Annotated in this window: 19 protein-coding genes; 13 read left to right on the top strand and 6 right to left on the bottom strand. The window is 39.1% G+C overall.

What is annotated here, in order from left to right; all coding sequences use genetic code 11:
- Positions 1–22: 22 nt before the first annotated feature.
- From ACOI22_RS09685 to bcp, 5 genes are all read left to right on the top strand, one after another.
- Complete coding sequence (locus ACOI22_RS09685) at positions 23–1,414, top strand: tyrosine-type recombinase/integrase (RefSeq protein WP_420671821.1); 1,392 nt, start codon at positions 23–25, stop codon at positions 1,412–1,414.
- A gap of 4 nt (positions 1,415–1,418) precedes the next feature.
- A complete protein-coding gene (locus tag ACOI22_RS09680) occupies positions 1,419–3,803 on the top strand; it encodes a hypothetical protein (protein ID WP_420671820.1) in 2,385 nt (794 codons plus the stop codon).
- Positions 3,800–6,001, top strand: a complete 2,202-nt coding sequence (locus ACOI22_RS09675) for a hypothetical protein (RefSeq protein ID WP_420671819.1) — start codon at positions 3,800–3,802, stop codon at positions 5,999–6,001. Before ACOI22_RS09680 ends, ACOI22_RS09675 begins: the two co-directional genes overlap by 4 nt.
- Positions 6,001–6,495 (top strand): hypothetical protein, encoded by a 495-nt coding sequence (locus ACOI22_RS09670; RefSeq protein WP_420671818.1) that lies wholly within the window; start codon positions 6,001–6,003, stop codon positions 6,493–6,495. The genes ACOI22_RS09675 and ACOI22_RS09670 overlap by 1 nt, the downstream gene beginning before the upstream one ends.
- A gap of 121 nt (positions 6,496–6,616) precedes the next feature.
- Positions 6,617–7,081 (top strand): thioredoxin-dependent thiol peroxidase, encoded by a 465-nt coding sequence (gene bcp / locus ACOI22_RS09665; RefSeq protein WP_420671817.1) that lies wholly within the window; start codon positions 6,617–6,619, stop codon positions 7,079–7,081.
- A gap of 200 nt (positions 7,082–7,281) precedes the next feature.
- On the opposite strand, the gene ACOI22_RS09660 is transcribed toward bcp, so the two are convergent.
- The 4 genes from ACOI22_RS09660 to ACOI22_RS09645 all read right to left on the bottom strand — a co-directional run bounded on the left by ACOI22_RS09660 (position 7,282) and on the right by ACOI22_RS09645 (position 11,361).
- Positions 7,282–8,250: a hypothetical protein gene (locus ACOI22_RS09660; protein ID WP_420671816.1), complete on the bottom strand. Its 969-nt coding sequence runs from the start codon at positions 8,248–8,250 to the stop codon at positions 7,282–7,284.
- Between the two features lie 71 nt (positions 8,251–8,321).
- Positions 8,322–9,278 (bottom strand): hypothetical protein, encoded by a 957-nt coding sequence (locus tag ACOI22_RS09655; RefSeq protein WP_420671815.1) that lies wholly within the window; start codon positions 9,276–9,278, stop codon positions 8,322–8,324.
- A 173-nt stretch (positions 9,279–9,451) separates the two neighbouring features.
- On the bottom strand, positions 9,452–10,843 hold the full coding sequence (locus tag ACOI22_RS09650) for a DEAD/DEAH box helicase (protein WP_420671814.1): 1,392 nt from the start codon (positions 10,841–10,843) through the stop codon (positions 9,452–9,454).
- Positions 10,834–11,361, bottom strand: coding sequence for a hypothetical protein (locus ACOI22_RS09645; RefSeq protein ID WP_420671813.1), 528 nt, complete (start codon positions 11,359–11,361; stop codon positions 10,834–10,836). Before ACOI22_RS09645 ends, ACOI22_RS09650 begins: the two co-directional genes overlap by 10 nt.
- 123 nt (positions 11,362–11,484) lie before the next feature.
- Here ACOI22_RS09645 and ACOI22_RS09640 point away from each other — a divergent pair, with 123 nt between their 5' ends.
- From ACOI22_RS09640 to ACOI22_RS09605, 8 genes are all read left to right on the top strand, one after another.
- The gene (locus ACOI22_RS09640) at positions 11,485–11,691 is read left to right on the top strand and encodes a helix-turn-helix domain-containing protein (protein WP_420671812.1); all 207 of its coding nucleotides are present in this window, start codon (positions 11,485–11,487) and stop codon (positions 11,689–11,691) included.
- A 276-nt stretch (positions 11,692–11,967) separates the two neighbouring features.
- Positions 11,968–12,582: a hypothetical protein gene (locus ACOI22_RS09635; RefSeq protein WP_420671811.1), complete on the top strand. Its 615-nt coding sequence runs from the start codon at positions 11,968–11,970 to the stop codon at positions 12,580–12,582.
- A gap of 113 nt (positions 12,583–12,695) precedes the next feature.
- Positions 12,696–15,143: a type I restriction-modification system subunit M gene (locus ACOI22_RS09630; RefSeq protein WP_420671810.1), complete on the top strand. Its 2,448-nt coding sequence runs from the start codon at positions 12,696–12,698 to the stop codon at positions 15,141–15,143.
- Positions 15,143–16,459, top strand: a complete 1,317-nt coding sequence (locus ACOI22_RS09625; protein WP_420671809.1) for a restriction endonuclease subunit S — start codon at positions 15,143–15,145, stop codon at positions 16,457–16,459. The genes ACOI22_RS09630 and ACOI22_RS09625 overlap by 1 nt, the downstream gene beginning before the upstream one ends.
- Positions 16,460–16,472: 13 nt before the next feature.
- The gene (locus tag ACOI22_RS09620) at positions 16,473–17,618 is read left to right on the top strand and encodes a DUF4268 domain-containing protein (RefSeq protein ID WP_420671808.1); all 1,146 of its coding nucleotides are present in this window, start codon (positions 16,473–16,475) and stop codon (positions 17,616–17,618) included.
- Between the two features lie 9 nt (positions 17,619–17,627).
- Positions 17,628–20,654 (top strand): type I restriction endonuclease subunit R, encoded by a 3,027-nt coding sequence (locus ACOI22_RS09615; RefSeq protein ID WP_420671807.1) that lies wholly within the window; start codon positions 17,628–17,630, stop codon positions 20,652–20,654.
- A gap of 55 nt (positions 20,655–20,709) precedes the next feature.
- Positions 20,710–21,522, top strand: a complete 813-nt coding sequence (locus ACOI22_RS09610) for a potassium channel family protein (protein WP_420671806.1) — start codon at positions 20,710–20,712, stop codon at positions 21,520–21,522.
- Positions 21,523–21,613: 91 nt separating this feature from the next.
- Positions 21,614–23,119 carry a DUF5677 domain-containing protein gene (locus ACOI22_RS09605; protein WP_420671805.1) on the top strand — a complete coding sequence of 502 codons (1,506 nt, stop codon included), beginning with the start codon at positions 21,614–21,616 and terminating at the stop codon, positions 23,117–23,119.
- A gap of 281 nt (positions 23,120–23,400) precedes the next feature.
- On the opposite strand, the gene ACOI22_RS09600 is transcribed toward ACOI22_RS09605, so the two are convergent.
- Both ACOI22_RS09600 and ACOI22_RS09595 read right to left on the bottom strand, forming a co-directional pair.
- Positions 23,401–24,150, bottom strand: coding sequence for a hypothetical protein (locus ACOI22_RS09600; RefSeq protein WP_420671804.1), 750 nt, complete (start codon positions 24,148–24,150; stop codon positions 23,401–23,403).
- Between the two features lie 93 nt (positions 24,151–24,243).
- Positions 24,244–25,470 (bottom strand): hypothetical protein, encoded by a 1,227-nt coding sequence (locus tag ACOI22_RS09595; protein ID WP_420671803.1) that lies wholly within the window; start codon positions 25,468–25,470, stop codon positions 24,244–24,246.
- Positions 25,471–25,644: the final 174 nt, after the last annotated feature.

Genomic DNA, 25,644 nt, shown 5'->3' with positions numbered 1-25,644 from the left:
GAAATAAACATAGGAATGTTTTGTGATAAAAGCCCACCATGAAAATGATATATATGATGACTATAGGTTGCTTTCGATTGATATTGATACGTTGGCGAGGGTAAAGATATCAGAAGACATCAATGCCGAATCTGGCGAAATCTCCTACACGCCCCATCTTTCCCCTTCAAACTATTTATCTCGCGTAAAAACAACGAATATTATAATTGCACCAGATGGATATGTTGTTTATCCGCAATCCCTTTACCTAGTGTCAAAATTGCGCGGAGAAGCAGCCGTCAAGGACACACGTTCAATAGCCAAAGGTCTACTAGCTTTCACTCGTTACTTAGATTCTACTCATTATTCTCAGTTTGATCAGGATGGAAATGAAATACCTCCTGAACACTTAACTTATAAAACATTGACGAAGTATGAAGAAGAAGGTGCGCCTTGGCGATTTGCTGAGTTTCTATTGGCTAATTGCAGAGCTAAACAAGGAGCTACTGGGGACGAGGCTTACTCGCTTAGTACAGCGAAAAGTTACATTGGGACTGTTATCGGCTTTTATAAGTGGATGCAAAGGCATGGTTACCTAACAAATGATAATAATCATGTTTTAACTCATTTCAACAGGATTGAAAGGTATCAAGGTAATAGTCAGCATGACATGCTCGCTCATACGAGGTCAGGCGCGAAGCGCGTTTATGAAATATCGAACATAATGAAAATGTTTCCCAAGAGTGACCAAACGCCGGCACACCAAAAATTAAAACCAATGTCACTTACTCATAAGGATCTGTTTTATCAACATATTGATACGTTACCGAAGGCTATTTGTCTTATGCTGAGGCTTTGTATCGAAGTTGGATTAAGAATTGATGAGGCTACTCACTTTCCTTCGCAAATTATTGGTAATAAAGATTGCAGTCAACTAGATGTTGTTCCTATACACATCACGCACACAAAGAATCGAAAACCCCGAACTGTTGAAGTACCACTCGCTCTATATGAAGAGCTAGAACAATTCAAAGAAAGTAAACAGCGGCAACAGAATTTAATACGCAGAAAGGACATTGTTAGCTCTCAACCTGAGAAGGACAACATTGATTACCTATTTGTTTCTAATAAAGGCTCGCCATACACTGCAAATACACTGGAAGTACATTTTGGCTCACTGAGAAAAAGTCTCCAATTAATAGATCCTACTTGGTACTACCGTATTCACGACTTGCGCTCAACTTATGCTACTCATTGGCTTTGGCATGCCTCGAGAGAACGAAGTGTTGCCTATAATTATCTGCTTGACGAATTAGCGACGCTGATGGGTCATTCGAATACGGCAACAACCGAAAAATACATTAGGTTTATGAGTAAATTTGATGAGCAACTACGTGTCGCTGAAAGCAAAAACAACAAAATAAACAAGTGGTGAATGCATGTCTAAAAGTCCACTAGCTAGATACTCTAAAACCGTTAAGCACGTTAGAAATGGAAAAGACATTTTTCCACTGAATCTTTCAATTCCATTTCATGATGGCCGGAAAAGAAAAGTAGAAAAACTTGATTTATCACATCTATTGTATTTTGGTGCAGACATCAATAATCGAAAAATAAGCAGTCGAGCCCCCTATATAAGAAAGTATTGTAAAAAGGCAAACGAATATTTCGAAAATGGTAATTCAGTGCGGAGTATCGCTTCATCTTACGACAATTTAAGAGCATTTATTGTCTTTTGTGACACTATGTCTATTTCTCCTTTGTCGGAAGCAGGTTATTTAAAATATGTAGGGAATGATGGCGAATTACGACATCGAATTAGAATGTATAGACCATCAAAGAAGCTTTGGGAAATGGAACACGGTGACGAAATTGGAATAAAAGAGAGTACCGCAGGAACTATCGCTTCACAACTTCGTACGGCTCTATCGTGGTGCGGATTACCTGCTGAGTCGTGGAAGAATCAGCACAGAGGATTTGCCTGTGAAAAACAGCCACTTAAAGGATACTCTGAGGCTGAAGAAGAAATTCTAGTCACTCGGTTAAGTGAACTATTTTTCACCCTAGCTCCACAGTTAATTGCTGCAAAAAAAGACAATATTGATCTCCCGATTGAACTACCTGTTGTGATTGATTTGGCTGGCTATAAACAAGTAATTTCAATACACACATCCAACAAAATTCAGTTATATACTCCAAGTAAGAATGGAAAAATAGTAAGAGCAAACTCTGCGTTCAATATGGTAATGGGAGCGGCATATCACCTCGTTTGCTTTTATACCTCACTTAACGATAGCGATATACGAAGTATTGGTCATCCAATCAAGGTCCATACTGAAGATCGAGATAAAAAACTAAAAGTCATTAAAGTATCTAGTTTTAAAAGGCGTGCAAATAAAAAGGTGGATGCTTTGTTCACCAATCAAAGCTTCGATGTTGATAAGAAAGATGGTGTAAGGTTCATTAGAACTCTTGAGAAGCTATCAAGTCTCTATGGAGGGGGTGAAAAAGGATCTACGTTGCTGTTCACCATTAATGACCATGGTGAAGAAAATAGCTCTTTTAATTTGGTAGAACTGAATAAACACCTGTGTGTCGATCTGAACTTACTATCCCCTAACCGGTTATCCTGCGTGCCGTGGTTGCAAGAGTTATTTTACAGCTATCGGAACCAATGCACTATAGAGCTTGGAAAAGTGATTAACGAACTAGGGAGAATGGTCGTAAGTAAAGTGACGCGGCCATGTTCAAAATTCGGTGCAAACAGAGGAGCTAGAGAAAGTGCATACTGTATTTTATCGTGCTACACAGACCTTCCCCTCAAAGGTATCTTGCTACCGCTAAAATATTCACCCATAGATAAAGACGGCAACATTAAAGTGTCATTCGAATACAGGAATGGCGATCATAATCATTTTTTAATACCTGCTTCGGACAAAAGACTAATCAAAGATATTGAACAATTCTCTACTGAGTTAGCCGACAAACAATCTAAAAAATACGAACGGTTATTGCTGAAACGAGGTGGAAGTAAGCAGCCGGTTAAAGATTGGGAGGGTATTAGCCCCATTCGTGCCCAAAGGCCTAAAGGGTGGTCACTTGGACCAAACGAGTATTACATATCACTCCATTCAAGCCGCTGGCGAGAGATGACTAGCAATCAAGTTTTTTCTCATGGTGGCACAATCGCAGTGCAAAGTACCTTACAAAACCTTCTACGTACAATTGATAAGCATTATGCAAATGGTGACCCGCGACTAAACAAAATTATTCTCTCTCAAGCTGTACAAGTTATAGGAAAATTGGACGCAAGTGCAAATTTAGAGCTCGCGAAAAAATCAGTCGCTGCCAAACTTGGCATAGCAATGCTGACACATGACGAATGGAAAAAAAAGCAAGAGCAAGAAAAAGCAAAAACTAACCCCAATGGCGTTCATTGTAATGGGCAACAGAGCTTTCTAAATGGAAAAAGTACTCAACGCGAGACTAATAATGCTATGAGGCTGCAACTCCCCTGCTCTGAATATGACATGTGTTATAAATGCGAATCAGCCAAAGCTGTCGATGACACACAATCCATATATAAACTTATTTCTTTCGTTGATGTGTTAAAAGAAACAGTGAATCTATTTCCTGAAGCGCGGGACGATGTTCATGAGAAAATAGCAGCCTTCGAGTCAACTCTCGATGCTGCTAGCCCAGATGTATACGAAGCGGCAATATCATTATTCAATAAAAATGGGCGCCATCAGAGAGTAACGTCACAACATGCCATCCTATCCTTAAATCATAGCCAAGCACTGTCAATTAGGAGTGACTCATGATTAAGCTGCCCAAGTACAAGATCAACCAACAAAATGCTTTAATCAATGCGCAAAGTAATGTCGGAAGCTATACAAACTATCTGAAAGACGTGTTGGAGCCCGCGATTAAATCAAAAGATTGGGGGCACTTAGAAACGCTCGAGATTGGTTTTGGAGTAACAGGTGAGTCATTAGGTAAAGTTGGCGACAACGATTCTTGGCGTAAACTTAACACTTTTTTTGATCCATGCGATTACAAGACCGAAACCCTCGATTTCTTTCTTGATGGCAAGATTATGGAGCGTAATGTAACAAACCAGTTAAAAGCACTGGCATTAATTATGATGTGGCTTTCTCCTAGAGATTACTCTTTTTCGGCTATTGTAAAGACAGTCCGAGGATTAAAAAAGTTCGCTAAAGCCCTAATTGATGATGGTCACAACAGTTTCGAAGTGCTTAGTTTTGAACAATTAGAGACTTGGTGTTTATCCGGAATGACTACTTTGGACTTCGAGCGCGAACACACTTATGCACCGCTAAATAAATTGTTTATAGAAAAGGCACGACTGCCGTTTAGCGTCAATCTTAGTCAATCAATATCTGCCTCGAGTCTAGGCTTATCACCAAATGAGCCGAAGCAATTTACTGTTATCCCGCAGCGCCTCTACTACATTGGGCTTCAACAATCTGAAAAGCTGGTGAATGAGCTATACCCTATTCGTAACGAACTTGGTAGGCTTTCAGATTACATCGCAAACTATAATGGAGTGGTTTATCTAGGATATGCTAAATTCCTTGCAAGCGATAGAGCAAGGATCAAAAATGGACAAATACAATGGTACCTATCAACGGCAAATGAATTAGATACTGGTAGGAAAGAAGCCTTTCAAAAAGCCTTTCTTTCGCAAACTACTCAATCACAAAATTCGACACTTGAACTGCTTAAAAAGTATAAACCTGCAATTAAGGCCAAATACATAAATAGATTTCACACTAAGCGTTCATTGCAGATTGGCAATAAAGTTATAAAAGGGCTTACACAAGCACAGTCATTGTTTAAAAGTATGTGTGGCGGTTGTCTCTGGGCTTTAATGTCTCGCACCGGTATGCGCGCTGATGAAATCCATCACATGCACACGGTAAATGGGTGCACAACAGAAATTATATCTAGGCAAAAGATTCATATCATTCATGCTGACCTTTCAAAGACTGTGAGAGGATCTCAGTCTAAACAAGATGAGTTCGTCACAACAGAAGTCGGAAAAAAAGCATACGAGATATTACAAGCGCTGCATTCGCCACTCAGAAAGCGCCACCCCAAGAGTCATTCCTTTTTCCATTCAGTAAAGCAGGATTGTGGAACTCTTAAGAAAAAAGAATTAGGGAGACATCTATCAGGTTGGTTTAAAAGTATTACAAAAGAGAACCTTAAGCTTACTAATGATGACATCATAGACTTAAAAGTTTCTGACCCTAATCTTTCATTCAACATTGGTGACGAGTATGTATTTTCAGGACACCAGCTTCGCCGTTCTTTTGCTTACTACCTCATTGGTTTCGAGCTTTGTGACTTCCCTCAACTCAAGCAACAATTTAGTCATATCTCGATGGCTATGACTCGTCACTATGCTAAAAATGCTAGTAAATTCCAAAAACTCAGAAGGCACAAACAAAACTTAGCTCACACTATAGATGAAGAAAGGGTAGATCAAAAAGCTCAAGTTTACTTAAACATCTTCAAAAAACTTGCAAACAAAGAACGTGTTGCAGGCGGCAAAGGCAAAGAGTTTGCAAAAAACATGATGAAGACTGGAAATAACATGTTTAAAGATAGGGTTAATGCAGACATGCTTTCACTGAACTATTGGAAAAAGCAGATCCTTGAGCAAAAGCGACATATTCATGCCGTTGCTCCGGGAATTTATTGTACCTCAACAGGTTGTAGTTTGCGTACACAGGTCAATCTATTAGAATGTGTAGATTGTAAGAACGACTACATAGTTGATGCTGTTTTTGCCGAGGCTAAACGAAAAGAAGCTGAAATTCATATGCTATGGGACATTGAGCAAAACGAATTAACGCCTCAAACGGCGTCGGAAGCTTATATTAAAATTACGGCAGCTGAGCGCATCATGAATGATCTAGATGTGAGCTATGAACCTGTTGTGCTACCGCAAGAAGTAAAAGAATTGTTGATACCTTTTGGAGTGCACGCTTAATGTCTCAATTAACAAAAAACAGGCTTATTGATGCTCTAGAGCGACTTTTAGCTGGTCAACCGGAAAATCGAGAATTAATGAGAAAAGCTCGAGAAGGAAAGCTAAAAATCAATCCCAGTAGCGTAGAGAAAGAAGCTGGCTTGTCGGTTGGTTCGCTGCGTAGGCATTTAGATATTAGAAAGATGGTGGAAAATAAATCACTCGTGTCCCGCGTTGCGAATGATGAATCAAGTCAAACACCTATTGAAGTTTTACAAGCTGAAGTGAAAGCGCTAAAAAACAATAAGACGCAAGCGAACAAGAAAAAAAAGGAATATCTCGAGCTTGCTAGAAGTCATGAAAAAGCGTTAGCTATACAGGCAGCAAGTCATATTAAAATGGTACAGGAAATCATGGGTATGCTGCATGAAAGTCAGCGTGAAGTAGCGATGGATAAGGTTGTTAACGCCAGAGCAGATAACATCGTAAAAGGTGATTTCACAAAAAAAATCTAATTTAATATGATAATTTTCTAGGACAAAAAACTAACGATACAAAATCTAGAATCAAACGTAACTACATACTCCATTAATTAAATGCATATAATTCTATGTTAAATAAATAAGGATTACACAGATGACAATAGAAGTTGGACAAGCTGCACCTGATTTCACACTAAATGATCAAGACAATAACGCTGTGACCCTGTCAGGGCTCAAAGGAAAGAAGGTGCTGCTATATTTCTATCCACGCGCTTCAACACCGGGCTGCACCGTTCAGGCGCAGGGGTTACGTGATACTAAAGCTGAGTTAGATGCGCACAACGTTGTTGTGCTTGGATTAAGCCCTGATACCCCAAAAAAGCTAACTAACTTTATCAACAAGCAAGATCTAAATTTCTCCCTGCTGGCGGATGAAGAGCATGAAGTTTGTGAAAAGTACGGTGTTTGGCAACTCAAAAAGTTTATGGGCAAAGAGAACATGGGCGTTGTGAGAACAAGCTTTTTGATTAATGAATCAGGCAACATAGAGCACGTCTTTAACAAGTTCAAAACCAGTAATCACCATGAAATTGTATTGAGTTACCTAAACGGCAAATAGTCGCCCAATACCCCTGAGCAATTACCATTCAATTTGAAAAACATGAGCACGAGTACACTAAAAATTCACTCGTGCTCATACGTGTATTGATGTGATTACCAGTAGTAGGCTGATTACCCAATTAACTACATAACGTTCCGTTTTTCTTGAGCCTGTGACAGATTCTGTGGCTAACGTGTCTGTTTAGTTGGTCTACAAACTCAATTCGTGCCTTGCCTCAACACATCCTTAGAGGATATTTCATCAGCATCAAACAGATACTTGTTCCCGTCAAACATTACAAAAGTGTATGGAAATTTAAATGTGAATTTTTCATAGGTAGATGCGTTGAAATGGTTAAAATATTCTGGAAATATAAAAGCTAATTTAGAGCTTTCAGAAACTTGCAGCATAGTATACCAAGCAAGGTTACTAGCAGCTACGTTGTGCACCACGATGTATAAATCATCTATGCTCCCGACTATGCCTGATGTAAAATTAATACTGCATCGTAGTTCGTAGTTTAAATGCTTCCCATTAATCCCAAGCAAACTGCTCATATCTCTATCATTCAGCTTTACACCCACATTACTGCTAGGGGCTAAAAAGTCTGTACCTTTTCTACAGATGTCTCCATGCATCACCAGTCGAGATGTAAGCAAGTTTAGTGGGTTACTATCGCTGTAGATACCAACTACTCCCCCATCAACCTCTCTCTGTTTACTCAATCCAACGCTAAACTCTTGTTCTATTAAAGACATTACTTTTTTAGCCGTATCAATTTTGTCATCTAAATTTATCGATTGTTTTGGAATAAAACTAACTATATACGGGTTATATCTAATTTTATCGTCACGCTGCGACTCATTAAATGCAGTCGCGATACCAGTACCAATATCCATGGCTAAGAAGCCGGAGACAAAGGACCCTAACTTACTTGAAGATTCACTTTGGACTCCTTCCAAGGGATTCTTTCTATCATTAAGTCCAAACCCCAGCTCGGCAGGTTTTCCCATATTAGCAATATTCAATGCTGTAGATTTGCTCTGGTCCCATTTAAAAACACTCGTAGAATAGTTGAATATCGGTTTCACCTCGTCAAGAGGCTGTGTAATGCTAGGAGTTGAGCCGCAGCCTGTCACTCCAAATGAGACAAAAACTACTATAAATATGATTCTTAAGTTTAACATGTACTTGCATCCATTTTGGCTTGTAGTCGGCAAACCTTATGCCGCCCTAAAATATTAATCTATTTTTCCAACTAAAAAGCTGGCTCAGTTGATACTTCTCGATTATCAAAAAGAAGTTGTTCACCCTTATAAGTGACAAAGGTGTAATCATATTTAAAGGTATATTTTTCCTGCATATCTGATGCATGATGAAATGAAAGATATTCTGGAAAGATTATTGCCATATCTGTATGCATTGCAATTTGTTGCGCAATATATACATTTAAATTACTTGCGACTATTTCATGAACAACGATGAATTTACCATCTACCTTACCTGTAATAGATGAGCCAACCTCAAAGCCACAGGACTTATCAACATCGATGGCTGACTTGTTCAAACCGATAATCATGTCAGCATTTCGAACACCTATTTTCCTTGTTTTTCTGGAATCCGGCATCAAGTAATTTGTCCCTTCGATACAAATATCGCCTTGCAATAGGACCCTTGATGTAACCATGCCCAAAGGGTTGTTATCAGAGTACGCTCTAATTATGCTCTTGGCATATTCAGTTTTATTCAACGCTCGTTCCATTTTTACTTTTAAACTAGCAATCACAAGCTCAGCTAATTCAGCTTCGCTGAGGTTTTCTTGTTTAGCATCAACAAAGTCCACCATATATGGTGCAAACCTAGTTTTATTATCTCGCTGGTTTTCATTAAATGCAGTTGCTAAACCGGTGCCTAGGTCCATCGCTAAGAACCCTGTCGCGACATCTAGGAATTTATTCGACGTATCGCCTTGGATATTACCTTTTGGATTGCTTTTATCCCTCAAGCCGAATCCCAATCCAGCTTTGTGTCCCATTTTCGCAAAGTTTGCTGCGCGTGATGCATCATTGTTCCATTCAAAGACTTCCGTTGAGTGCACTTTTATTGGCTCAATTACTTCGTATTTGGCTACTTTGTTCGGAGTTGAGCCGCAACCGGCCATTCCAACCAACGCCAGTAAGACTAAAGCTATATTGAATAATTGTAATCTAAACATAAGTTTCAATTCCTTTTTACTTTGTTGTTTGTCGATAGTTTCCGACGATTTTTTCTCTAAACTTTCATAATATTTTCTGCAGTTTTAGCCCAAGAGCTACTACCTAATATCCACTTGGTATACTTGTAGAGTTATCTCTGACGTTAAAATAAACCAACCATTGAGCATGCAGCTTAAAATGCACTTTTAACAACAGAAGACGTAAACTTGCCACTGAAAGATATACCATCGATGAAGCTATCTAAGAGTGTGGTAACCTGATTTAAGCCTAATGTATTTGCATCGGTTTGCCGTTTTGAATCATCTACTACCCTTAAAATCTCGTCGTCGTTAATACCAAATTCAGGATTAAGCTTGTCAAAGCTTATAAACTTATCAGACAAAACACTACTGACAATCACTCGTTCGTTAGGCAAATCCTCATTGAGCCTTTTTGCATACGCTATAATCTGAGGTTGGGCAGGAACAAACAAATGGGCTTTTTCATATTTTTGTCCGTCAACGCGCCTTACTATTCTGCCTAAGATCTGCCTGAAGTGAAGTTCTGTTTTTATTCGCGTAAGGTGGCAGCAAACTTGCAATCGCGGTAAGTTAGTTCCTTCACTCACCATCCCGACTGACACAAGCCATTGCGCGTTACTTGTTTGGAACTCGTCGATCACTCGCTCGCTATCAGGATTTTTGTAAGACACTACTTGGACCGAATCACCATTGATGCACTGTAATTTATTAGCGATTATTTTCGCATGCTCGACCGTGGAGGCAACGATTAGGCCAGCTGCCGTAGGATTTTTGATCCTGATACTAGTTAATTTTTCGATGGCTTTTTCAAGGCAGAAATCAATTATTTCGGCAGTTTCGATAATGCTTTGATAAGAAATACTCTCACTCTGTAATATGTCTTCAATGCTCTTGTAATTAGTGATTGTGCCTGAACTATCTTTAACACCAATATTGTTATTATCGATGATAGAAACGCTTGGTGTCCTACAAACATTGTCTTCTATCGCCTCAGCTAAACCATATTCAAAGTCGCATTGCAGCGCGCCATCTACATTAGAGTAATGCGACAATGTGACAGGACGGTTATCAGAGCGCCAAGGTGTGCCAGAAAGCGCAAGTGTAAAAGTCGCATGGGACTTTACATTCATCAGGATATGCATTGCCCAAACATTTGCATTTTCAACAAGATTGCCACCGCAATGGTGAATTTCGTCAAAAATGGCAAAAACCCTATGGCTACGAAATACATCCCAGAACTTGGCATTTTTGTACATCAATGACTGGTAGGTAACGCAGCTTCCCTTGCATCCCAATAAGCCCATCATGGAGACATTGAGCTCATTTTCTAGTGTGAATCGCATATCCTTTGAAGTGGTTATCGACGGTGAAAAACAAAACACATAGTCAATCTCTTTGCTATTCAACAATCGCTTTGCTATCTCAGCGGCCATCCTAGTTTTCCCCGCGCCAGGAGTAGCTAGGCATAGAAAGTGTTTTTGCCCTTTATTATAAGCACTAATAGCTTTATCTGAGCAGTCAACTTGCCACTTTCTTAGCGCCATTCGGGTCGGTCCGAAAGTAGTGATTCAAGCGCTCGAATACGTCCTGTAGTTTCTATCCTTTTTTCTTGAGCAATATTAAATTTATTCTGAAGCTGGCCCCGCAGTTTGGGGTATTGCTGGCTCAGTTCCTCATACTCTCTTGTTTCACCAGCATAGGATAAAAGGTCGAGCTTACAAGCTTTTAGTCTTTCATTAAGGGCATTAAGAGTACTGCTATCCTCGTCATTATCAACTGCGGTCTCAGTTGCTGTTTCGTTAGAAAGTTTAAAAGTAGCTGTTTTTTCAGTAGCTAAATAATATTTCTTACCATCATCTGTAACCGTTTCTTCAATGTATTTATGTTTTTTTAGCGTCTGAAACTGTCCATTTACCCATCTTCTTAATGCTGCCGGACATTCGCTCAAGTTTGATACTCGTTGTAATTGGTCACGAATCTCGACAACAGTAAAGGGTTTAGTATATCTGCCTTTAATGGCTGACATCATAACTGTATTCGGTAAATAGTTTCGCTTGGGCATTCAAAAACCTATCGTTGTTTGTTCTTCGGGATATTTAAAGGAAAATTACAAAATGCGGATTATAGTCCGTGGATAGTGAGGCCGCAACTAAGGATATTAAGGGTTTTAAAAATAAGACTCTAAATGGACAACCTTGCACAAAAAGTAGGCAAAAATATCCGAGCAGCGCGAAAAGCAAAAGGTTTTTCGCAAGAAGGCTTAGCATTGCTCGCTAAATTAGACCGCAGCTATGTTGGAAGAGTTGAGCGCGGAGAAGCAAATATAACGTTAGAACTATTGTATAAGCTTGCCGACGTTATTGGATGCGACGTAGCTTCTCTTTTGCCATAGGTTAGGCGCAATTAAAGCAAAAATCTTAAATCAATGTAGTCCAATAAGTCATATCTACTTCCTGATCAAAGTAAGATACTAATCAGGCTTCAATCTAATTCCTTCTTCATACATTTTTTAATTTATTTGATTCAGCTCGGTAACCTCTTTTACTTCTCCAATACAATAAAATCAAATATATAATCATATATGATTGACAATATGATTAGTTGTGATATCGTGATGCCAAATCAAAACCTAATCATATATGGTTAACTCTATAGTTAAGGTCGGAGTATGAAGAAAAATATTGAAGTTTCGGAAAGCGTTTACAATCAATTGGCTGATTTAGCAATTGGGTTTGATGATACACCTAATTCCGTAATAGAGAGGCTAATAGCTGCTTCTGAACAAAAAAATAAGAAGCCAGATCTGCTGTTTTTACCAGAAGATGAAAAAAGATTTAAAAAACTGTTGCTCCGTGACAAGAAAGCTGAGGTTGCCCTATTTAAAGAAGATGGCTCAATTGAAATATTGGTTTGGCAGGCAACAAAAATCCATGAAAACTCTAATCTCAGAGCTAATATTTGGTCAGGTCACCTTCGAAATTGGAAAGAGAAAAAAGTTATCAAGGCTGAGTTTTCGATATACGCAAAACCGGTCGATCACTTTAAAGATAAAGACTTTTTCGAAAAATGTGAGGTTCTATCACCCATTATCAATGTGCCATACCGAATATTGACCGAATACGAGTTCGAATATCGAATTGCAGGTGGAATTGGCGTGAAAGACTTAATTGTTGAGTTTAGTGATGGGCAAGACTTAGCGCTCTTAGAAAATAGCCAATATTTTGATGCGCAAACAAAAACTATAGTTGTGCCACAAAGTGCCACAAGCTATCCATTTGACTAAAAACATAAAATTTTCATAAAGTTAATTGCTCTTAGTCATTAACTACAGATGAATTTCTTGCTAAGGTGGAATTAGCATGGAATTAAAGCACAAAACAACAAGGACTTTCCTTAATGGACCACGCTGCACACAACAAACTCATTTCTTTTATTTGGTCAATTGCGGACGATTGTCTGCGCGATGTATACGTTCGCGGCAAATACCGCGATGTGATACTACCCATGGTAGTTCTTCGCCGATTAGATACATTGTTAGAGCCAACTAAACAGGCCGTTCTTGATGAGGTTAAGTTTCAGCTTGAAGAAATGCAAGCAACCGAACTAGACGACGCACCATTGATTGAGGAATCAGGTTACGTATTTTACAACACCTCAAAGTGGACCCTTAAAAGCCTCCACAGCACTGCAACAAATAACCAACAAATACTGTTAGCAAACGTTGAAGAATACTTAAGTGGTTTCAGTGCTAATGTGAAAGAAATTATTGACTGCTTCAATTTGAAAGCTCAAATACGGCACATGGCAGGCAAAGATGTTTTACTAGATGTACTAGAAAAGTTTGTTTCACGCTACATCAACTTAACCCCAGACGACAAAGTAGATCCTGATGGAAACAAATTACACGGTTTAAGCAACCTTGGCATGGGCTATGTATTTGAAGAGCTCATCCGAAAATTTAATGAAGAAAATAACGAAGAAGCTGGAGAGCATTTTACACCGCGCGAAGTAATCGAATTAATGACGCATCTTATTTTTGATGCCATACAACAAGACTTACCGCTTACCCTTACATGCTACGACCCGGCTTGCGGGAGCGGTGGTATGCTCACCGAAGCGCAAAACTTTATCGAAGAAAAGTATCCAACAGAAGGGTCAAAACGCGATATTTATTTATACGGTAAAGAAATCAACGACGAAACCTACGCTATCTGTAAGTCAGATATGATGATAAAGGGCAATAATCCAGAAAATATCAAAGTAGGCTCAACCCTATCTACTGATGAATTTGCTGGCAAACGCTTTGATTTCTCTATTTCTAACCCGCCCTACGGAAAAAGCTGGGGCAGTGAGCTAAAATTTATCAAGGAAGGCGGTGACGTAATAGATTCACGCTTCATTGTTGAGTTAAACGATTATTGGGGCAACGGTTCAAAAGTGGATGCAACACCACGCTCGAGCGACGGGCAACTACTATTCTTGATGGAAATGGTCAGTAAGATGAAGGTGCCTCAGTCCAGAGGTGGTGAGAGCCCATTAGGTTCTCGCATTGCATCAGTTCACAATGGTTCTAGCTTGTTTACAGGCGATGCCGGTTCCGGTGAAAGTAACATCCGCCGCTATATTATCGAAAATGATATGTTGGAAGCCATTGTACAACTGCCCAATAACCTGTTCTATAACACCGGTATCACGACCTACATTTGGCTATTAAACAATAATAAACCGAGCAATCGGCAAGGTAAGGTACAGCTCATAGATGCTAGTTTACTGTTTCGCAAGCTTCGCAAGAACTTGGGTAACAAAAACTGCGAGTTTGCGCCAGAGCATATCACCGAAATTACCCAAGCTTATTTAGACGGAGCATCGCTAGAGCGAGTACTTGATGGCAACAACGACCCAACAGGTATTGCCGCCAAAGTATTTAGTAATGATGATTTTGGCTATTACAAAGTCAACATCGAACGGCCCGATCGTCGTAAAGCTCAGTTTAGGCCTGAGTTAATTGCACCACTGCGCTTCGACAAAACCTTGCGCGAACCCATGGAATACATTTACGACGAGCATGGCGAGTCTGTATATGAGGCCGGTTACTTAAAAGGCATCGATAGCGAAATTTATAGCTGGTGTGAAGAAAATGACATTAGTCTAAATACCAAAGCAAAAGCGAAATTGCTCGACACAAAAGTATGGTTAAAACTACGACTGCTATTGAACACCGCAAACTTGTTAATGAACGCAATTGATAGCGAAGAGTACGATGATTTCAATCACTTTAAAGCGCGAGTCGACGCTGAACTGAAAATGCTCGCGAAGACGGATGGTGTTAAATTATCCTCAGGTGAGAAAACCACAATCTTAACTGCGGTGAGTTGGTATGACGAAACCGCTGTTAAAGTCGTCAAAAAAGTCATAAAGTTCAAGCCAGAAAAACTAGATGAGTTGCTTCACCATTTAGGTTGCGAGCTTGCAGAGCTCCCTGATTTTGGTTACTACGCCATTGAAGGTAAAACCAACGAGTTTATAACTTACGAATCAAACTCTGACCTGCGCGATGCCGAGTCAGTGCCGTTGATTTACAACAAAGATTCTGACACACGAATTAGTGAAATTCACCAGTACTTCATCGACGAGGTGAAACCCCATGTGGCAGAAGCTTGGGTCAATCTTGATAGCACGAAAATAGGTTACGAGATCAGCTTTAATAAGTATTTTTACCAACATAAACCATTACGTTCAATGGATGAGGTAGCTCAGGATATTATTGATTTAGAGCAAAAAGCTGAGGGGCTTATTGCAGATATCTTGGGTGTTGGGTTGTCAGAGGTTCAGAGAGAAGAATAATGGCTGAATTATCAACGATGATCAAATATACGGCTTACAAAGATTCTGGCCTTCATTGGCTTAAATCCATCCCAAAGGAGTGGGATTTAAAAAAATTTAAATTCATTTTGAGGGAGATCAACCAACGAAGCGTTTCAGGGCAAGAGGAACTCTTGTCTGTGTCTCAATATACAGGTGTCACAAAAAAAGCAGACAAGGTAGCTGTTGGAGATCTTTTAACAAATGCCGAATCCTTAGAGGGCTATAAAAAGGTCACAAAAGGTGACTTAGTGAGCAATATTATGCTTGCATGGAATGGTAGTTTAGGTGTTTCCCCTTTTGACGGTATCACTAGTCCCGCATATTCAGTCTATCGATTTGTTGATAATTGCTCGGAACAATTTTTTCACTATCTTCTACGAACTGAAGTCTACAAGGCCGAATTTAAACGCAGATCTACAGGAGTTATCGATAGTCGTTTACGACTATATTCTGACGATTTTTTTGACGTGCTTGCAGTTTTGCCTCCTCTTAAGACTCAAACCACCATCGTCAACTTCCTCGACAAGAAAACCGCGCAAATCGATGAAGCTATAGCTATCAAACAAAGACAGATTGAACTGCTCAAAGAGCGCAAGCAAATCATAATACAGCAAGCCGTCACCCGAGGACTCGATCCCAATGTGCCAATGAAAAAATCGGGATTAGATTGGATAGGTGAGGTCCCTCTCAATTGGCAACTGAAAAAAGTAAAACATTTATTCAAACTGCAGATGGACGCATCAGAAAAAAATAATAATCATGAGTTACTTTCCGTTTACTCGGCAATAGGAGTGAGACCCAGAAAAGATTTAGAGGAAAAGGGTAACAAAGCTTCGACTACAGACGGCTATTGGTTAGTAGAGAAAGGTGACATTATTGTCAATAAACTACTAGCTTGGATGGGCGCTATAGGGCTCTCTGAATTTGAAGGTGTAACTAGCCCAGCTTATGACATCCTCCGACCTTGCGTAGATATGGATGCGTTCTTCTACCATTATTTATTTAGAACAAAACAATGTTCAGGGGAATTGAAAAAACATTCAAGAGGAATAATGGATGTTAGATTAAGGCTTTATTTTGACAAATTTGGATCGATTTATGTGCCATACCCTCCAGTAAAGGAACAGATTAAAATCGTGGAGCACATTACGGAAAACATAAAACAACTAGAACAGTCAGATGATATTTTTACTAAACAAATCAGCAAATTAAAAGAATACAAAACGACACTCATCAACAGCGCGGTAACAGGCAAAATCAAAGTGCCTGGCGTTGAAGAGCCCATTAAGGCTTAGGCAGGGAGGCCATATGTTTACAGTTAATAATCAAACCAACCGGATCAGCCCAGTAAAAACCAAAACCTTCGGTGAATTGGGCTTTACAGAGCGCAAGCATTTACAAGAGTGGCTAGCCTATCAACCCGACGCGTTAGGTGAAGAACTGTTGGTCATTCAAAAAGAGTTCGATGGCTTCGACGACACCCGCGAACGCCTCGATCTGTTAGCCTTGGATAAAGACGGGAACCTTGTAATCATCGAAAATAAACTCGATGACAGTGGCCGCGATGTAGTGTGGCAAGCCCTAAAATATGCCTCGTATTGCGCCAGTTTAACCAAGCTTCAAATAGTTGAGATATATCAGCAATACTTAAATCGTTATGAGCAAAACACTGAAAACAGCTTAGACGCGGCATCACGAATATGTGAGTTCCTGGAAGCCCCTGATTTAGATGAAACCAAGATGAACCTTGGCAATAGTCAACGCTTAATGTTGGTTGCAGCCAATTTCCGAAAAGAAGTTACCAGCACCGCTCTATGGTTAATTGGCCAAGGGATAAGCATTCAGTGTTTTAAAGTTATCCCTTATGCCTTAGGTGAACAACTATTTCTTAACATCGACCAAATCATCCCCACGCCAGAAGCAAAAGAGCTAATGATTGGAATAAACGCGAAGGAAGCGGAAGAAAAAAATACTGAAGTAGTCGTTAAAAATAGACATAAGATCCGTCGTGACTACTGGCAACAGTTACTGGATATTTTTCAAGAGAGTGATTGCTCTCTATATAACAATGTAAGTGCAGGAAGAGATCATTGGCTTTCGGCCGGCTCTGGCTTTAGTGGCTGTCCATATACATTGATATTTTTACAAAAAGAAATTCGTGTAGAGCTAAGCATAGGGCGAAGAGTCACCGAAGAAAACAAATTTATTTTCGACTTTCTGTTTGATCAAAAAGAACAGATTGAATCTAATTTTGGTGATAGCCTCAAGTGGATGAGGCTAGACGATAAAAAGATGTCTCGAATTCAATACTCTCAATTTACTGACGGTTTTAATCGTGAAACCTGGGATAAATCTATTGAATGGCACTTAGAAAAGGTAAAACGGTTAGAAAATACATTTTCGACTCTGCTACAACAAGCGGCTGAAAAATTAAAACTAGAGACTTTTGAGTGAGGATAGCTAATGGTTAGTCAAACCAACGAACAAGCATTAGAAGCCGCAATTGAGAAACATCTTACTGGAACATGTTTAGAAGATTTAGCAGCAGGGGTAAAGGAAGTCACCATTGATGCGAACAATATCCTGTATACGCTAGGCAAAGCAGCTGACTTTGATATGCACTATGCCTTAGATACTGTGTGTTTTTGGACCTTCCTTGAAAACACTCAGGAAGAGGAACTTGAAAAACTAAAACGTAACAGCCCTTCTGACTGGCAACGAAAAGTGCTTGAGAGGTTTGACCGTTTGATCAAGAAGCATGGAGTATTACACTTGCTTAAAAAGGGCTTGAGTGTAGACGATGCTCACTTAAACCTGATGTATCCTGCTCCATTGGCAAGCAGCAGTGACAAAGTTAAACAGAACTTCGAATCCAATATTTTTAGTTCTTCTCGTCAAATTCGTTATTCACAAACCAATCCGCTGCAAGAAATTGATATGGTTTTGTTTCTAAATGGTATCCCTCTTATAACGCTAGAACTAAAAAATCCATGGACAGGCCAGACGGCGCGATATCATGGACAAAAACAGTATAGAAACGACAGAGATAGCACTCAGCCGTTATTGCAATTTGGGCGTTGTTTGGTGCATATGGCCGTCGATACAGATGAAGTTTACATGACGACAAAGTTAGCTGGTAAAAGTACCTATTTTTTACCATTTAACCGAGGGAATAATCATGGTCAGGGGAACCCTCCTAATTTGCTGGGGCACAAAACCAGTTACTTATGGGAAGAGGTATTTTCAAAAAGAAGCTTAGCCAATATTATTCAGCATTTTGTGCGCCTTGATGGTAGCAACAAAGTAGAGTTAAAGAAGCGCACACTATTTTTTCCTCGATACCATCAATTAGACGTTGTACGAAAGCTAATCAACCATGCTTCGAATAATGGCGTGGGTCATACTTACCTGATTCAGCACTCCGCAGGGTCTGGCAAGTCTAATTCTATTACGTGGGCTGCTTATCAATTAATTGAAACCTATCCACTTAATAGCACTGTTCCCGGAAGCAAGGGCATTGACATACCATTGTTTGATTCAGTAATCGTCGTAACGGATAGACGTTTACTTGACAAACAATTACGAGACAATATTAAAGAGTTTTCTGAAGTAAAGAATATCGTTGCGCCTGCATTTAAGTCGTCTGAACTCAAAGCAGCTTTGGAAAACGGCAAGAAAATTATAATTACCACTATCCAAAAATTTCCGTTTATTATCGATGGTATAGGCGATTTAAGTGATAAGCGATTCGCTGTCATCATTGATGAAGCTCATAGTTCTCAATCGGGCTCCGCACATGACAATATGAATAGAGCGATGGGCAAAGCAGAGGTAGAAGAATATGAGGATGCTCAAGACAAAATATTACAAGCCATGCGTTCTCGTAAAATGCGAGGGAATGCCTCCTACCTAGCTTTCACCGCAACACCTAAAAATAGTACCTTGGAAAAGTTTGGCAGCAAACAAGAGGATGGTACTTATGTACCCTTCCACCTTTACTCAATGAAACAGGCTATTGAAGAAGGTTTCATTCTTGACGTAATAGCCAACTACACGACGTATAGAAGCTATTACGAAATTGAAAAGTCTATTCAAGAAAACCCAGCATTTGATGCTAGTAAAGCGCAAAAGAGATTACGTGCATATGTCGAAACTAGCCAGCAAACGATAAACACTAAAGCTGAAATCATGCTAGAGCACTTTATTCCCAGCGTGGTGAACGCTAAGAAGCTTAGAGGCAAAGGGAAAGGAATGGTAGTCACTCAAAACATTGTGACGGCCATACGCTACTACAAAGCCATTAAACGTATACTAGAAGACCAAGGTAACCCTTTTAAAGTAGCTATCGCTTTTTCAGGTTCAAAAGAAGTAGATGGTATCGAGTATACGGAGGCCGAAATGAACGATTTTTCTGAGGCCGATACAAAAGACCAATTCGATACAGACGAATATCGCTTGTTAATTGTCGCCAACAAATATCTTACTGGCTTCGACCAACCCAAATTATGTGCAATGTATGTAGATAAAAAATTAACGAGTGTTTTATGCGTACAAGCCTTGTCGCGCTTAAATCGCTCTGCGCCCAAATTAGGAAAAAAGACTGAAGATTTATTTGTTCTCGATTTTTTTAACAGCGTAGCAGATATACAGACTGCTTTTGACCCATTCTATACATCCACAACTCTGTCAGAAGCAACAGATGTGAATGTATTGCATGAGTTAAAAGATCATTTGGACGATGTAGGAGTTTATGAATGGTATGAAGTTGAAGACTTTGTAAAACGATACTTTGACAATGAAGATGCACAAGCCTTAAGCCCAATCATAGATGTTGCAGCAAATCGATTTAACGTGGAATTAGAATTAACTGACGAAGAGAAAATAAGCTTTAAAGTTCAGGCTAAACAGTTTGTAAAGATATACGGTCAGATGGCTTCTATCATGCCGTATGAAATAGTGGTTTGGGAAAAGTTGTTTTGGTTCCTAAAATTCTTGGTTCCGAAATTAATTGTTAGAGATCCTAATGCTGATGCAGTTGATGAATTGCTTGAGTCTATTGACCTTAGCTCTTATGGACTGCAGCGTGTTCGACTTAACCATTCAATCGAATTGGACGACACTGAAACTGAGCTCGACCCACAAAATCCAAATCCGCGCGGTGGCAATAATGAGGGGCCTCAACTAGATCCATTAGACGAAATTATACGAAGCTTTAATGAACGCTGGTTCCAAGGGTGGAGTGCAACACCTGAAGAACAAAAAATAAAGTTTATTAATATTGCAGAGAGCATCAAGAATCATCCAGATTTTGAGGCTAAATACGAGAACAACCCCGATCCTCATAATAGAGAATTAGCGTTCGAGAAGATGTTGAAAGAGGTGATGTTATCTCGACGTAAAGATGAGTTGGAACTTTATAAATTGTTTGCTGGGGATTCGGCGTTTAAATCGGCTTGGACGCAGAGCATGCAGAGAAGCGTTGGTCTTTGATAAACAAGTCAACCAAGTTTCAGGAATACCGTAGTCTTTAGGAAGGGAGAGAAATTTGAAAGTAAGAAAAATCGATAGGCTCTTTTTGATATTTATAGTTTACGTCGCAGTAATCGTTTTCGCTGCAATGTTCTATCATAGCCACGGAACTCAGTTTAGCAAGCCGATAACCAAGTTTAGCGATGCACTTTACTTCTCTGTAGTAACAATAACGACACTGGGGTATGGGGATATATCCCCAACTTCAAACTTTACCAAGCTCATGGTTAGTGTACAGACCATATATGGAATTTTTACTTTTGGTTTGTTAATGAATTCTGCAGCTTCCAAAGCTGCTCAGTTTCAGATGAAGCGGCAAATTGAAGCGGCGAAGAACCATGCACAACTTGAATATGAACATTTCCGCAGTCAACTCTTAAATATAATATTAGGCGTTGCTGATAGGTCCTCGGATCCAGTTGTTGTAGAGGCGCTTTTCAGTCTGAGGGATAATAGTTCATTGATTGACTTTAAGAAGTTTAGGTCAGCATTTTCGAGCGGCGGCATAGGAAAACCCATTTTTTACGAATTACAAAATAGATTAGACGATAAAGGTTCTGATGTACTTGCTGAAGTTTACTTGGAGTTAGATATTTTATCAGAAACTATAAATTATCTGTTGAACAAAGTTGAGACAGAAAATCGCGTAGCACACGATGCATTAGTAAGGGTTTCGCAAGCTTCAAAAAGATACAAGCATTCGTACATGTACAGTGGCGAACAAGGCAAGTATGTCGGAAGACTGATCTTTGAGATTATGGCCAGTTGCTCGGTTATAGAGGGAGGTCTAGAAAAGGACTTTATAAAGGAGTCAATAGATGAATTATGAGTTATTTAATGTTTTTTCAGAAGACCCATTGCATTGGCCTAATCGTTTACAGGTTATTTAACAAAAGCGTATTCAAATAGGATTTACAGGGATGTCCTCAAAAAAGAGAAAGAGAGGCAAAAAGCCTTTTAATGGTCGCCTCGCTGCACATAAAAAAATAGGTACAAACTTAATTTCACCTATTAATCAAATCCAAAAGCTTAGCTATAGTTCTTGGATGAATAATCGCTTGCCTTGTATGATTTGGGCTAGCCTTCTTATAAATAAGCTAGGTAGATTGGAAGCACTTGATATTTTGAGAGGTATTGGCCTGCATGTTGGTGAATTATTTAGAAAATCTGAGATTAAGACCTCTAATATACCAAGAATAGGTCTTTATGGCCTTTCGAATCTGGATGACTTTCTTCAAGAAAGATTTTTTGAGTCACTTTTCATTGATGATCAAGTAGCTGACGCTTTGAGGCCCTTATTGCTCATTGAAACCCTCCCTGGACGAGACTTGTGGGCGGAGCATATTGGTGATGGTGGGAATGATGAATATTCTTGGACGAACTTGGCAGATGCTGTAGCGAATCTTCTGGATCATCAATCGCTACATTCCACCGATTGTCGCTGGGCTTACATTTTGCCAATTGTATATTCTGGTAAAATGCATTTACAGAATGAAGACCAATATAAAGAATACTTCGAGTATCCAAACTTTGGTGACATATCCCGAGTTATGCCTCAAATTCGTGCTGGTGAAATCAATACGGGCGATGGGATGATGGATGATGACTATGCTTCTGGAAAAAGAAGATGGGCAAACCATTTCTGGACTGAATGCAAACAAAAAACCGAATGTTGTTATCCTCAAAAGCTAGAAAATGAAATAACGTATGACGTAGTAACAACAATTTCTGAGACACATTCTCTGTGGAGGCAATTGTCAGTTCATTTTGCGGCTACTGACAAATTAACTCATGTACAGGCAAAGCGTGATGCTTCTTTTGGGTTTTGCTTTTATGCTATAACTCTAGCGCAAGAAGGTTTAGCGTCATCTGGTAAGCTCATTACAGCAAAACTTACGTTACGCATGCTTTCAGAGGTGTTTATTACATTCAAATATTTAATAGTTGCGGGTGATGAAAAACTATGGGATGTATATAGAACGCATGGTTCAGGACAGGCAAAGCTTCAACTTTTGAAAATGACAGAAGTATTAGAGAACGCTCCTGGATATATAAAGAAGGAACATATTGAAGGTTTAGCAAATGAAGATATGTATATGGACTTTCAAAACATTAACCTTGGAAACTGGGCAAAGATCGACTTGCGCAAAATGTCTCAGATAGCCAATTGTAAAAATGAATACGATAAATATTACACGTGGCCATCGTCGTTCGTGCACGGGCAATGGTGTGCTGTTAGAGATACCGTATTCGATACTTGCTACAACCCTCTTCATAGGCTTCACCGTATTCCGAGACCTGGGCCTCGATATCAAGAAGGTGCGGAGGAAGATATCGTATCTTTATTAAACAAAATTTTAGAGCTACTCGACGGTATTTATCCTAAATTCAATCCAAGGTTGAAATTACAAAAAGTCAAAAGTTGAAAGTGTCTAACTGTACGAAGTTAATAGAGTATAATTAGAACTCTAAAAATCCTGCGCTAATATTTGATAACAAATAGAAAACGGCGATAGCCGGCTCGATACTAAAGTTTATTATTTTTTGCCGCTTGCATTTAGTCCGTTATAGAAGTTTTTATGCCGTTGACACGACAGAAATATAGCTGTTTTAGTCAGAAAATAAGGCCATAACGGGCGAAAATTAATGCCTTGTTCACCGTTAAAATAGGAGCGTAGCAAGTAATATATCCGCGTGCAGCAACTTGTTAGGCATTGTACGTTTTTATAACAAAATAACACATCGAAGTGCACATATTCCTACCTAGGCGAACATACTCCGCTTGACTAAAACCGAGAGGAATATGAGAGCCATTACTAATAAAAGTAAACACAGATGATAAAGCACTTTCATCTTTTTGATCTATGAAACCATTAGTTTTTAGATAACCTAATGATGGCCCCCAAGTGTTACCTGTTCTTGCAGTAGTAAAACCTCTTTCTAATGCAATTTCTCTTACAAGTGTTTCAAGTGCAATACGAATATTAGTTAAACTACCATTATAATCTGGCTGTGCTTTGATAAAATCATCAGATGATGATTTCACTGATTGTATTACACTGGCTTTATTTTGTAAGGTTGAACTATCAATCTCTTTTATCAGTGCATCTTCAATAGGTTTAAACCCAACGAAATTAGGATCTAGAGCTTTAATTGACTTTTCTTCGATTAAATACCCGTCAAGTAATAAAGATTTTTCAAATATTAAAAATTGCTCATCAAATTTATATTTAGGAGATACTCCACTCCTAAGAGTTTTATTAGTCTGAATTACTTCAATAATCAAATCTGAAAGAGCTTGCTCATCTGCATCAGTTATTTCATCACTGATATTTTCTGGCGAATAAACAGCTTGTGGGTCTAAATCAAACTTATCAAAAATCACACCTACAATCGGTCGCTCTACAACAGTTAATAATTGAGCTAAAGAAAATTTTGTTCGTCGAGATACTTGCATACTGCTCCTACAGCCTGGTCATGCCCAACGCCGCGCCAATTTTGGACCGCAGCGGAAAAATTGTCCGACAGCAGCGCTTTGTCAGGTATTATTTTATTCACGCTGGCTCTTAGCTTCCTCTAGCGACTTTATTCTGCCCTGCAACTCGATTATCTGCACTTTCTGCTCAGAGTTAGCGCTCTCTAGAGATTCTATTAATGATTTATGTTGAGCAAGTAATTGTTCATACAATTTCTTTTGGCTATCAATTTCAATTAACTTCCTTGATATCAAATCTAATGTGTTTTGACTTTTAGAACCCTCGTTCGCAAGATTTGCGTTAATGTCCGACAACGAGCTTACTATTTCTTTAGCGCTACTCTCTAGATTTTCCTGCTGATATTCATTAAATTTATTGCCAGAAATAAAAACGAAAGCGGTTAGTGACAAGCCAATTACTGTCAACACGATGACGATCCCACTCAGCAATATGTTTTTTCTTGAGTGTTTATCAGTTTGATCTCCCGATTCTTTAATCTCAGAAGCTATTCTGGTTTGTATTTTGTTGGCTTCAATCATAAATTCAGAAGTCTGGATAGAGGATTCAATAAGCTGATCCAGCCTATTTGACAGCTCATTGAATGGTTGTAACCTGCGTTCTTCTTTACCCCGTTCTATTTTAGCGTAATCTATATTGGATGGCTCACGTTCTATTGGGCGTAATTCGGGCATGCTAATCGGTCTAATTGACTCCATCGCTTTGCTTAGAGAGTCGCCCATTGTAAAAGTATTTTTTATGCTGTCGGTTAAGTTAGAAGAAAAACCGCCTATACCCGAAACTGACTTTAACATATCCTCCATTTGCTTCTTGTGTTTTTCTTTTTCAAGAATAGAAAGCCTGTAAAGATAGGATATATTTGTCTCTTGTTCATTTCTTGGGTGCTCTATTTCGTTGTACTCTCCATGGTTAACAATTTCACCCTTCTCGTTTTTCTTTTTCGTGAACTCTAGCTTCTTAAATAAATACTCATTATTATGTATATAAATGCCAGCAATCTTCTCAAGCTCGTCTTCCGTTAGTTTACTCACGTCTTCGTTCGTGAGAATAGGCTTGTCAGGTTTGTATTTTTTGTCTTTTAAACTGGCTTTCGGAAAGCATATATAAACACATAGATTTCGGATAAAGTCGGCTGATATGCAATCTTCTAGTGTACTATCTAGATTCTTGCGTAATTCAGTTTGGCCTTTCACATTGATACCGAAGACACAGAGCTCTCCTATGCTAGTTTCAATACAAGCATATGCTTTTTGTTTGAGTAACTTCCCTAAATCTAGTGCCATCTTCTCTTTATATGCCTAACAGATTATTATGAATACTTCATTGTAACCGCGAAATATACAGTTTTTTTTAATAGCTTACCTTGTTTTCGTCACTTTGTTCTAAAATTTTTTGTATTGAAACGATGTGTGCACAATAACAACTAAAACTACAACTATTAGAACAATCGATAAATC

The sequence above is a fragment of the Glaciecola sp. 2405UD65-10 genome (genome assembly GCF_048820975.1).
Lineage (GTDB): Bacteria > Pseudomonadota > Gammaproteobacteria > Enterobacterales > Alteromonadaceae > Glaciecola.
This window is presented reverse-complemented; position numbering and strand designations above follow the sequence as displayed.